This window comes from Psychromonas sp. KJ10-2 (assembly GCF_047323255.1).
Classification (GTDB): Bacteria; Pseudomonadota; Gammaproteobacteria; order Enterobacterales; family Psychromonadaceae; genus Psychromonas.
Genome location: NZ_CP178827.1, coordinates 949,357 through 961,600, shown reverse-complemented (window position 1 = coordinate 961,600; position 12,244 = coordinate 949,357). Strand labels below are relative to the sequence as shown.

The window sequence follows — 12,244 nt, the reverse complement described above, 5'->3', positions numbered from 1 at the left end:
CTAACAAAGGGGCCCTCGTACTAGACAAAGATTAATATAGACTAATAGCGATTAAGCAAAGTTTACTATTTGGTGCGCAGACTTTAGTCTGCCAGTTTGCGGTTTACTGCATACTTTTATTCGCTAAGATGATGTCTAATGTGTCAGTTATCACCTATCTAAATGATTAATGCCAAGCATAGTTTTCAGTGTAAGTAGAAGAGGATATTAATCCATCGCTGGTTAGTCCGGTCTTCTTAACAAAATTCCAGCGAACATTGAGATTAATATTGGTTTCATTGTAATCGGCGGCATAACTTGAACTAATCAAGCCGGCAATTTCCCAATGTGGTGAGAGTAACCATTGTCCTTCAATAAGAAATTGACTACCGATCCCACTATCGTTTTCTTGGCTCAGTGTACTGCTAGTAGAAGTAAAAGGGAATTGTTCGATACTGCCTGGCGTTACCCAATAATAACCGAGACTTAATTGACTACGAATTTGCCAATAGGTGTCTTCTAATGTTAATAACTCTGCTCGTCCACCCAAGTTAATATAACTTTCAGGGCTAAAGTAACCGCCATTACCGTCGGTGTAATAATTCAAATTCTTATAGTAGCTCATCCAGCTAATCGTTGGCCCAACTCGTAAATAATCTAATTTATCAGCATAGCGTTCCGTTAAGTCACGGGTAAAACCTAAATTCAATGCAAGCTTGGTATTATCTTGAACACTTTCACCAGTTAGCCTCGCTATATTCAGCTCAGGTGTTACTGACCATTTAGGTATAAAAATATAAGAAGTAAGTGCTCGAATACCTGTTTCTTTCACTGCCCCCCATCTTTCTATTTCACTCCCATAAAGTCCCATGAGACTTAAAAAACTGTCATCAACTCTTTCACGGTATAACGTTGCTGCTGTTATTAGGGAAGCAGAGTTATACCAAACTGCAGATAATTTAGCAGATAAACTAGAGGCTAAATCACTGTCTACTTGTGTATATTCAATTTCAGCAAAGGTGTTCAAACGTCGGGTTTGTCGTTTTATAAAACCACTAATGCCTGTTTCTGTTGCATTGTTGCTGGCTATTGAAGTGGCAAGCGTATTTTGCCAAAAGTCATCGCCAATATTAGCACTATCGCTATGAAGCGTGTGATAGTTTACTCGTGCCCCGTAGCGGTAGTCATTCCAAAATTTCTGAAAACCTAAATAATAATTTGCACTTTGTAAATTCGCTATCTCATCTTCACTGCTCTGCTTACGCCAGTCGAGGCCTCCTTCTAACGTCAGTTGCTGATTGGCTTTTTGTTGATCTTCAAGATTATTGAAGCGATCAAATTGCTTGCGTGACCACGCGACTTGCATCTCACGTTTTTTTAATGCAGCAGTCATTGCAGGAGAGTTGATAGCCAATTGTTCAAGTTGCTCTTGGTCATCGCCTAATAGGCTTAGTAATACTTGAGCATAATCACTGTTATTTGGCTGATGGGTCATCAAAGTTGAAAATGCGCTAATACTTTCAGGTTGATTATTTAATTTATATTGAGACCAAGCATATAAGGCAAGTTGATCAGCATTAAGCGGTTGGTATGTTTGTATTTTAGCCGCAGCCACTAAACTAGATTGATAATGTTGTTGATTGTATTGATCGAGTTGTATGACCGAAAGTGCGTCAACGCAATAATTAACTAATGTTGCTTGGGTTGGATTATTACAAGCTAGCCGAGTGGCTTCTGTTTGTCGGCCTTGTTTCTCTAATACAATTAATTGTGCGTCATAATTTTCAGTAAACTCAAACCAATCAAGCGCTACGGTGTATTCTAATTGATCGATGGCTTGCCACGCATGAGCGTCAATCTTTTCGTTTATCGCTTGATCTGGATATTGTTTGAGCAGGGCGAATAGTTGACTTTTATTCTGTTTTTTCACGGCGTCTGTAACAAGCGCATTAATCGCTATCGACTTTGCTTCATTGGCACTGGTGTTATTGGGAGACGTTTCTTCTACCACTTTTATATGTGCAAGCGCAGTTTGGTAGTTGCCTCTGTAAATGGATACCCAAGCCATTAATGTGTTATTGCTCAATGTGTTATCTTTAAAAGCGAGTGTGGATGCCAACTGATAGTGTGTCTGAGGCATGCTTGGCCAGTAATTGGGGCCTTTTTTAGCAAGGTTCACAAAGTTGAGTATGATTGCTTCAGGCGCTTTAACTTGTTGAATTGCAACTGGGCTAGCTGAAGCTTGACTGGCTACTTGGTTGTTAAGCTGAGTTGGTTTAGAAAGATTATCCATTGCATTAACGAGTACTGGCTCAGCCACCCAGTTAGGGTAAGTCTTTTTTAGCTTTAAATACTCTTGTTGTGCTTGATCAGTAAAACCATTATTAATGTAATACCAGATAGGGGTAGTATCAACGTTTTCCTGTGTGTTTTTAAACAGTTTTTTAGCGTTGTTAGTACTTTGAACATGAATACTTTGTTCACTGTATTGTACCGCAAGTTTTTCTGCATAAGTCAGTTGGCTGGTGACGCAAAGGGTTGCCATTGCCATAACATTGATTAACTTCATTATTTTAAATCACTTTTCAAAAGAGCAAGTTGCGATAATAGAATAAGGCTTGAAGAATAATAATCGGTGGTCTGTTGTATTGTTGGTAAGGGGGTATTTTGACTATTCATAATAGATTGTGTCGCGCTTGCAATCGCTTGCATACCACTATTATAAGCATAATCTGCAACCTGACCATTTTCTAAGTTAACGGTTGCGGGCACAAAATCTTGTTCCCAAAATGCCATAAATGGGGCGATTAATGATGTATTTTTATCTTCTGCTAACATTAAATAAATAGGTAGCCGACAAGCGTTATAGCCATAATCATAAGATAGTGCACCGCTCAAAGTGATGCCATCTTCGGAAAGAATTATCCAATCAGAAGGTAGTTTCCAATCACCAAAGCGAGTAACCTCCATCAAATCAAGCCCTGATTGATAAACGTCAGTCCAAATGGGATCGTTAGTCATTTCTGTAAATAAGTTAAGTGCAGGAAACACCCAATAGGATAAGTTAATTTGAATGCTGCCATCAGAGTGTTGAAAGCCAACTTCACCAGGTAAAATGAGTTGATAGCCAAATTTATGTTGAATTAGCTTGGTTTTAATCGACGCTAAAATAGCAGTAGCTTGGTTAAGGTAAGCTGGCTTTCCCCATTGTTTATGCGCCTCTAATAGGGCCCAAGCAATTAAGATATCGCCATCGGTTGCATTGTTAGGATCTGTAATACATGAGTCATCACATTTCCCCTGTTTGCTAGGCGTATACTGCCAACTGAACAGTTGATCATCCCGTTGTAAGGTTTGTTGTGTCCATTTCCATATACTTTTAAACTGATTTTTATCATTAGCAAACACGGCAAAAAGCAATCCATAGCCCTGACCTTCACTATGCGATATGTTTTGATTACCAGTATCGATAACTCGACCCGCATCGACAAACTGAGTTTTATAAGTTGCCCAGCTCTTTTGGAATGGAGTCAGCTTAGCTTCAGGCCATTGAGTCCAAGCAAATATAGTAATAACTAATAAGATAACTATATATTTGATGCTTTTCATTCTTTCCAATCTTCCTTAATTTTTTGATGGCGTCGTTTTAGTAACAACCAAGTGAAGACCATAAACATAAATACAATGGCCACTATAATCAATAATAAATACCAAGGGTGATTAGTCCCCCATGCACCTAATGCCGTCCATGAATCCGTTGCTCCTAACATATAAGCACTAGATACTTGCATTACAATTAAAGGCGATTTAGCGTTATCCCAAGCGAAGAAGTCCCCAGCTAATTGGCTCCATAATGGACCTTGAACAAGCTCACTGATGCGTTCAGTTAGTCGTTCAGTCGTTTCTGCAGCAATAATAAATAAGGTACCTGTCTTATCAGCAACTGGGTTTTTAGTGGCTACTACTAATGAAAAATCACCTAAAGTACTTTGCTGAGTAGTAAACCCCGCAGCAGTATTAGGTTGTAGGTTTTGATTATCGTTAGCCGTCACTCGATTATATAATTTATTCTGTAAGCGATAAGGCCATCTTTTACTATCAGTAATTGCAGTGCTTAAATCACTATATAACTCTGCGCTTAAATCCTTAGGTGTTGCTAAAACCATAGCGGTATCAGTCAGTGTTGTTGGAATGCCCATTTCAACATATAAATTTGGAATTAAATTACCCGATGATTGGGCTAACTTACCTGCCATGGTGAGCGCAGCTGATCGCATTGTGGCTTGTGTTATGTAGATACCGGTATCATCTTGTGTTTGATATTGTGCAAAGGGGTAACCGGTTTGTCCCAATAACCTTAGATCTGGTTGTCTGGCTAGATGAGCTGCGGTGGGTAATTCAATTTTTGAATCAGTATCCAATTGGAAATGTAAATAATCCCCATTGACGCTTCGACACTCTCCAATGAGCTGTATTGAGTTTTGATTAACATGAAAGGCAAGTTCATTTTTGCCTCCGTCAAATAACCTTGCAGGAATAGAAAGGGTGTAATTATGGTAGAAATCACCATCTTTTTTATCCAGTTTCAAACCGTGGATAACCTTACCATTAACGGTAATATTAAAGGTTGAACCGTCTTCATATCCTGCACCGTAACTGAAATCTAATGTTAACTCTACGGTGTCTGTTTCACTTGCATAGAAGTCTGCGGGTAATCTAATTTCAATTTTTTTAGTCAATAGACCAGGTCCATTAAAGTTAATGGCTGTGACACCTAATTCGGAAAGAGTATAAGATTTTCCTGGCTGCAATGTAACTTGTTGTTGTGGAATAAACGCATTGTTGACGGTGGAGTGAACATTAATTGATTGATCTGGATTGAGTCGATCATCCATATAAGCTAGCGTAGTGGCTGCTCGAACAACATCTTGTTCAGAAAGTCCTGATACAATTAAACGAATGTGCGAAGCCACTAACTCTTCACCTTCAATGATGACAGCAGGTGTTTTTTCTATTCTTAAATATGGTCCATTAATCTCTTCAAGTGTCTTTTCTGATAGTGCCTGTTGTAATGAGTTTTTAGTGCCTATCAGTACATGGATATCATCAGCTTTTTTATCTGTTATATACCAGCTGCTTTGTCTGTATTTACTTTCAGAGATTGGTTGAACAATAGACTTGGTGTCTGCAGTTTTACTCTCGATATTTTGGTAATCAATATGTAAAGATTGGTATTGAGTTCTTAATGCAAGTGCTTGTGCAACCGCTGGAATAGCATATTTGTTAACAATAGCGTTTTCTTGTTTATTATCTAACGTGAAAATCTGAGCTTGATGTTGCCCACCAATACCAGGGTTAAAGAAATCAGATAGTTTTTGTAGGTTTAGTTGGTTAATAACTTTGGTCGTTTCGAAAGCAATGTATGAGTTATATAAATTTATTTCACTCCATAAGTCAGGTGCATTAGTATCTTGGCAGCGGTCTACATATTGGCTTGCCACAAAGGTCAATGTATTGTATTGCGGACGCCACAGTTCACTCGGGATGCGAACATCAGCCTGTAAATTTGGCTTGTTAGGGTTTAACGTTATTTGACCTATCGTTACATTATTAAATCGCACGTTTAAAATGGAGCGTTCTTGAAGCATCGTAATTGAAGAGGTTGCCTTAAGATGGAGTGTCGCAGAACTCACTGCTAATAAAGGAGATAAGGTTATACCTAAATCTTGAACGGGTCTTTCACCATTGAGTCTAAGCAATGAATTCCCACCATAAAACTCACTCAATCGAAACTCGTTTGATGTTTTAGCTTGTGCCGGCAGGCTCAAAAACGCAATCAATAAAAGCGTTAATAATCTAACATAAGGTTGAATCAATTTTAAAGGTAACATTAGCTTCTCTGTTTTAATTTCATATAAATATGTAGAAATAATGGTTTCATACTGACACTCACAACATGTTTTAGTCCATAAAAGTAAGATATCGGTCGTGTTCTGCGTTTTTGAAAACTATCCCAACGTTCACTATCACAAAGTGTGTAAGCAATAACATTGTTTTTTTCTTGGTCAGTGCGCGTTAAAAACTGCAACCTAACCTCCTTTGTGTCGCTATTTTGGTGCATGACTTGGCAAGCAATTTCAACATGTTTATTAAGAGCACTGGCATAAGCAATTAGGCGTACTTCTTTCGGTAATGTGTGCTCAAATGTTAAGGATAAATTTGCACCCGTACGTGATAGGTTGCGTAAGTTACCTTGCCAAATTTGGTGCTCTGAGGCTGCTATTTTTACATAGTCATAAGCCGGTAACCTAGACGCTTTACGTACTTGCTTCTTTTCAATCAATACATCTAATAAGCTGACACATAGAATAAAGTTAAAAGTATTCCAAGCAAAAACCACAAAGGTTAACTCCCAAGATTCAGGCGTACTATAAAAATGGTATAAGGCCCCTAAATTGCCAATAAACAGCATGACTAATAACCAATAAAAGGAGTTTGCAAGAGAGGATATATAGTTTTTACTTTGATCTTCACCTTTTGGTGTCACTAAAAAGCTCGGATTATTGGGGCTTTTAATTACCGTAAGTAATGCTCTAAATAAAAAGGTACATTGCAAAATTTCGTAAAGCTCTGAGACTAAAGGCCATCTATTTTTACCAAATAGAACATGTGAAAGCCGAAAACTGACGATAATATGCGGCACGGTATAGATTAAAATTTCTGTAAAAGTGGCATGAATAAGTTCTAAGCCAAATAATAGGTAGCCTAATGGTGATAATAGAAAAACTAAACGGGCAAAGGGAAAAACCAAAATAGAATGGAACTCATGTAGCCGCATTTCTGATACCAATGTAACCCTGAGTTAAGGAATGGTTTTTTAAGGATCAGGATCTGTGCCATGCCTTGAGCCCATCGTTCACGTTGCTGAATGAATGATGAAAAACTTTCTGTCGCTAAACCACTGATCATCGGTTTATCGACATACACTGATTTATAGCCTAATGCATGAAGTGCTAAGGCCGTTTCAGCATCTTCGGTGATGGAATCCCCAGCAATGCCGCCTACCATATCAAGGTGACGCCTTCTTAATACTGCTGCGGAACCACAGAAAAACGAGGAAGACCAAAAGTCTAAGCCTTTTTGTATGGTGTTATAAAACATATCATTTTCCGATGGCATACGAGTAAAAGCGGAAAAATAATTTCGTTCAATGGGATCGGGGTTATCCATAAAATGCGGAGATTGTACTAAAAAGACATCTTTATCTTTAATCATCCAGGGGACAGTACGATCTAAAAAGTCAGTGGTTGGAACGTGATCAGCATCTAGAATAACCACTAATTCACCATCCATATTTAATAAAGCAGTATTGATATTACCTGCTTTTGCGTGTTCGTTTTTTGCTCGCGTATGGTATTCAACGTCCAAGGATTGACATAATGCTTGTAACTTTTTACGTCGTGTTAACGCATGTTGGGCTGCGATTACATTCTCTTGAAATACTTTCTGATCGGTTCCACCATCATCCAATAAATGAATGTTAAGTTTATTAGCTGGGTAATCGAGCATCTTGGCAGCTCGAAGGGTTACCTCTAATAAGGTTTCTGACTCATTGTAGCTAGGTACGACTAGATCCACAGTGGGAATTTTTTCATCGGTAAACTGTTTAATACTTTGTCTTGGACGATTGAGTGGGAAAATATTAACAAAGCAACCTAAAAGGTGAATAACACCAGAATAGATCTCAGCGATAAATAACGTGATCATGGCAATAAAAGAGAAGATATCATCTGATTCTAATGTATTTACACCACGCCATATCAAATAACGGATAGATAAGAAACAGCCAATAATAATGGCAAATAAACGAAACAGTTCTCGTTTTTTACTGTGTTGAATTGCTTCAGATGACGCGCTATATACAAAAACAATAACACCCATAGAAAGAGCAAGTTGACTTGCCGCTTGTAGCGGAATACTGGCAAGCGCAATTAAGAAAAACAAGCTCAGTAAAGTAAAGAGCTTTAATACTGACATCCTTAATGTTAAGCGTCGCGTCAAAAGGGGGCTGTTCGTGATCATGGTGTTTTATCGCTCCATTTGACAATAGATTTGCGAATTGCAGCGATTAATTAATAATATCTTTGATTCTGAAAGTTCGATATTGAAGTCCTCTTCATAAAACTTTTGGGAAAGTGCATTACGTTGCATCAAACTCAAATTTGTTAAAGGTGTCACCCAGATTAAACAGGCAATAGAAATACCCAATAAGATGCATAGGCTAGTAAATATAAAAACTGAGATAGTTTGAGGCGCTAATGCATTAAAACTAATAACAGTTAAAGACAGCGTGATAATACTAAAGCTGAGTAGTTTAAATAGTTGGTAACGGCGTAATGCGTACTCGGCCTTTTTCCAAAGTAGTAGGCGCTTAGCTAATAAAGTGTACTCAGTTGAATTAGGGAGATGAACTAAACCTACTTCCTGTAATGTTTTTGTCATGCATCTCTCTTAGCTAATATTGATGGGAAATAGTTTCATTAAATTAATACGGATTAGGTATTTATTAGGATCAGTATTGTAAATAAAAGCACCAGAAAGGCAATTAAAGTTCACGATCCATCTGTTTTTATATTGACAATCGGTAGTTGTTGGTATATGTATTTTTTAGATGTGTGTGAGGAGCTGTATTTTTTATCAATGTAATATTTGAAAATATATTGGGCTTGTCAACAAAAACACCACTTTATGTAAAGTGGTGTTTTTGATTAACCTTACTATGATGTAGCGTATTCATAAAATGATTTATGCCACTTATATTAAAAATCAGTTAAGCAGTGTCATTAGTATTAATGCTCGCTAATACCAACTTGATTTCGGCCATTATTTTTTGCGATATATAATCCTAAATCAGCAACCTCAATCCATGATTCAAAGTTAGTAATCGACTCTGTAATTTGTGCAACCCCAAAGCTAGCAGTGACCTTCACTTGTTTGCCTTGGTATTCAAAATGGATTGCTTCAATGGCTTCTCGTAAACGCTCTGCTACCAGTGTGGCTTGCTTTAAATTAGTATCAAGCAGCAATAAAGCAAACTCTTCACCGCCTACTCGGCCGATAATATCCTGTTTTTTACTTTTTTGACGAACTGCTTCAGCAATGCCTTTTAATACTTCATCACCGAAAGGGTGACCATAGGTATCATTAATTTTTTTGAAATGGTCTATATCAAAAATAATTGTCGAGGTGGGACTTGCAGCGTTTTTACTATTGATAAACTCATTTGCACATAAACTACGCCAGTGCCCTTGGTTATTGAGTTGAGTTAAACTATCGGTGTGACTCAAATGCTTTAATTGAGAGTTCGCCTCTTGGAAGGCTTGCTTTGTTAAAGCGATATCCGTTACATCATAAACTATCATGCATATTTGTGTTACTTGCCCTTGGAAATCCGCTAACGGTAAAAAGGTAACGTTTTGATACATGAACTCTGCATTACTCGTGATAGGTCGATAGCTTTTAAATTTAAACAGGTATGGGCGTTGTTCCCATGTAGTAAAGGCTTTGTTTTTTAGTAGACAAACACTGTTGATTTTTTGTTGCAACCAAGTTTGTGGGATACTGGTAAACACATCGGTAATCTTTTTATCGATCATGTGAGCAGATAGTAAACCAGAATGATTTTCCATAAATCCATTCCAGACTTTTACAGTGTAATCTTTTTCAATAATCACTAGACCCACGTCGATATTATGAACCATATCAATCAGCCAATGAATGTCCTTCAAATCTATGTTAGTAGCCATTAGTCGAGTAAATATCCTATTTGAGTTTGAATAACTGGAATAGAGTCTTCAGTGAATAAAAGTAACAGGTCACACTTAATATTATGATCTTGAATTCGGTAGTTAACTTCAATCGTTAACATTTTTTGCCAGCATTCTTGTTGATTTTTGATGATATCTTCTATTTTTGCATGTTGACCTAATACGTTAGGTTGACCTTGACTGAAGGGGATATTGAATTGCTCTGCCAAGCCATTTAAAAATGCACCAATTAAGATGTTAGAAATATCATTCATCACTTCAATTTCTAAATGGTTACTTTCTAAATCTTCGTATTGCAGTAATTTAGTCATATCACTAAAGCTCGCATCGTGGAAAATAATAATCGCTTCTCCATTAATACCTGAGCCAATAAATCCTTGGCTAACCGCAGATACCTTTTCATATTGAGCAATATGATTCAGGGTCATATGCAGTTCACTGCCTTCTAACGTATTCACATTAGGAACAGGCAGTAAAATAAATACATCTAGTAAACGACCTAACAAGTCACCCGCATGTCCCATGGCAATATTCGACACTTCTTGTAATGCATCACGCAATTCTATGCGTTCTATCTCTTCTGGCGCTGAACGTGAACTATAGCCACCTGGCTTGTAAATGCCATATTGCTCTAACAAAGTTGTTAATTTTTCGCTATTAATGGGTTTTTCGATGAAGTCGATCGCACCGAGTTCACGCACGCGCTTATAGGCTTCAGATTGAACATCACCAGAAATAACAATCACAATGGCAGGTAAATCTTCGCGTTTAATCGTTTCTAATACTTCATAACCGCTCATTACAGGCATATTAAGATCAAGAAAGACTACATCACCTTTGTGCTGTCTAATACTTTCTATACCTTCTTGTCCATCTTTGGCGAAATGTATAGAGATATCCCAATCTTTGGGTAATGACCGCGCTATTTGTTTTCGGGCTAAGGTCGAATCATCACATATTAAAACAGGTGTGGACATAGTATTCCTATTGTATTTCCATATATATCAACAGTCTAAGCAACGTAAAATCAGTTTAGGTAAGAAAGTTAGGGGATTTTCAAAGAAAAAACCAACTGATTTCTAACACTTTTTAGGTGTTTATATCATAAGCCAGAAGGGGGGATTACAAAGCAGAGCGTTGTTTTTTGTACAAAAATGTTGTTTAGTTATGATCTTAATATGCAAATCATTACAAAAAATATGTTTATTTTGTATTACTGATGGATTTTTGCTTTTAAGTTCTCATTTTGTTGTGCTTGTTGCAGTGCTGATAACATTTCATTGGGCTCGCGAATTGCTCTCACCGATTGCAAAAATGGATCCGCTTCAATATGTTGTAACTTCATAAACATTAACCATTGTTTAATTCGGCTTGGCATGAATTTCTCTTTATCTTCAATGTGACGTAACCATTGAAAATATTGTTCCATGACTTCAAGGTTTTGTAACCAAGAATAGGGCGCTTCAATGCCTTTTAAAGCATTTGCTAAATTGGGAACAGCGAGTGAACCACGACCGATCATTAAATGGTCGCATCCGCTAATTTCCATACATTGTTGTGCATCTTCAAAACTGAAAATATCACCATTAGCAATGACCGGAATATCGATAGCTTGTTTAATTTTTTTAATCCAATGCCAATGTGCTGGTGGTTTATAACCTTCTTCCTTGGTGCGGGCATGTACCGCTAACTCGCTTGCACCTGCTTCTGCAATTGCCTGTGCATTTTCAATCGCTAAGCTTTTATCTGCATAACCTAGTCGAATTTTAGCGCTGACCACATGCTCACTCGGCACGTTATCTCGGACAGCTTTAACAATTTGATGCAGAGCTTCAGGATCTTTTAATAGCACTGCGCCGCCGCGGCTTTTATTAACCGTTTTAGCTGGGCAGCCAAAATTCAGATCAATGCCATCAGAGCCAAGCTTGATCGCACGTAATGCATTTTCAGCTAAACATTCTGGGTGTTGACCTAATAGTTGTACGCGAACAGGTGTGCCAAATTCAGTGCGGCTGGCATTTCTTAATTCTGGACATAAACGATGAAAAACACGAGAGGGTAAAGGTAACTCAACCACACGAACAAATTCTGTTACACAACGATCTATACCACCAATATCGGTTAAAAATTGGCGCATGTGAAAGTCCATTACACCTTCCATTGGAGCAAGCGTTATATGCATCAGTGTTCTCGGTTCATTCTCGGCTAAATAAGGAGCGCGGATTATACCTAGTCTCTTACTTTTAGCAAAATAAACTAATGAGAGCGAATAAACCGATTGGTTAGATGAAATAACTATAAAAATGGAGGATTTGATAGCAGTAAATAATGGGATTGTTGTAATTAGCAGACTTTTTAGTCAATTATCAAAATACTTTGTCAGTTTATGACAAGACAACTTGCACTCAGGCAAGCAACTATTTAACCTTATACAATTA

The 12,244-nt window shown here is 37.6% G+C and carries 9 protein-coding genes; all 9 read right to left on the bottom strand.

Going from position 1 to position 12,244, the window contains the following annotated elements; all coding sequences use genetic code 11:
• Positions 1 to 166 precede the first annotated feature (166 nt).
• On the bottom strand, positions 167 to 2,548 hold the full coding sequence (locus ACLKL2_RS04635) for a cellulose synthase subunit BcsC-related outer membrane protein (RefSeq protein ID WP_413693553.1): 2,382 nt from the start codon (positions 2,546 to 2,548) through the stop codon (positions 167 to 169).
• The gene (locus ACLKL2_RS04630; RefSeq protein WP_413693552.1) at positions 2,548 to 3,588 is read right to left on the bottom strand and encodes a glycosyl hydrolase family 8; all 1,041 of its coding nucleotides are present in this window, start codon (positions 3,586 to 3,588) and stop codon (positions 2,548 to 2,550) included. Before ACLKL2_RS04630 ends, ACLKL2_RS04635 begins: the two co-directional genes overlap by 1 nt.
• Positions 3,585 to 5,870 carry a cellulose biosynthesis cyclic di-GMP-binding regulatory protein BcsB gene (locus tag ACLKL2_RS04625; protein ID WP_413693551.1) on the bottom strand — a complete coding sequence of 762 codons (2,286 nt, stop codon included), beginning with the start codon at positions 5,868 to 5,870 and terminating at the stop codon, positions 3,585 to 3,587. Before ACLKL2_RS04625 ends, ACLKL2_RS04630 begins: the two co-directional genes overlap by 4 nt.
• Positions 5,870 to 6,817, bottom strand: coding sequence for a PilZ domain-containing protein (locus tag ACLKL2_RS04620; RefSeq protein WP_413693550.1), 948 nt, complete (start codon positions 6,815 to 6,817; stop codon positions 5,870 to 5,872). Before ACLKL2_RS04620 ends, ACLKL2_RS04625 begins: the two co-directional genes overlap by 1 nt.
• Entirely contained in the window at positions 6,766 to 8,061 is a 1,296-nt protein-coding gene (locus tag ACLKL2_RS04615) for a glycosyltransferase family 2 protein (protein WP_413693549.1), read from the bottom strand. Before ACLKL2_RS04615 ends, ACLKL2_RS04620 begins: the two co-directional genes overlap by 52 nt.
• Positions 8,062 to 8,067: 6 nt before the next feature.
• Complete coding sequence (locus tag ACLKL2_RS04610) at positions 8,068 to 8,481, bottom strand: hypothetical protein (protein ID WP_413693548.1); 414 nt, start codon at positions 8,479 to 8,481, stop codon at positions 8,068 to 8,070.
• Between the two features lie 347 nt (positions 8,482 to 8,828).
• Positions 8,829 to 9,785: a GGDEF domain-containing protein gene (locus tag ACLKL2_RS04605; RefSeq protein ID WP_413693547.1), complete on the bottom strand. Its 957-nt coding sequence runs from the start codon at positions 9,783 to 9,785 to the stop codon at positions 8,829 to 8,831.
• A complete protein-coding gene (locus tag ACLKL2_RS04600; RefSeq protein WP_413693546.1) occupies positions 9,785 to 10,783 on the bottom strand; it encodes a response regulator in 999 nt (332 codons plus the stop codon). The genes ACLKL2_RS04605 and ACLKL2_RS04600 overlap by 1 nt, the downstream gene beginning before the upstream one ends.
• Before the next feature lie 236 nt (positions 10,784 to 11,019).
• Positions 11,020 to 11,988, bottom strand: coding sequence for a tRNA-dihydrouridine synthase (locus tag ACLKL2_RS04595; RefSeq protein ID WP_413693545.1), 969 nt, complete (start codon positions 11,986 to 11,988; stop codon positions 11,020 to 11,022).
• Positions 11,989 to 12,244: the final 256 nt, after the last annotated feature.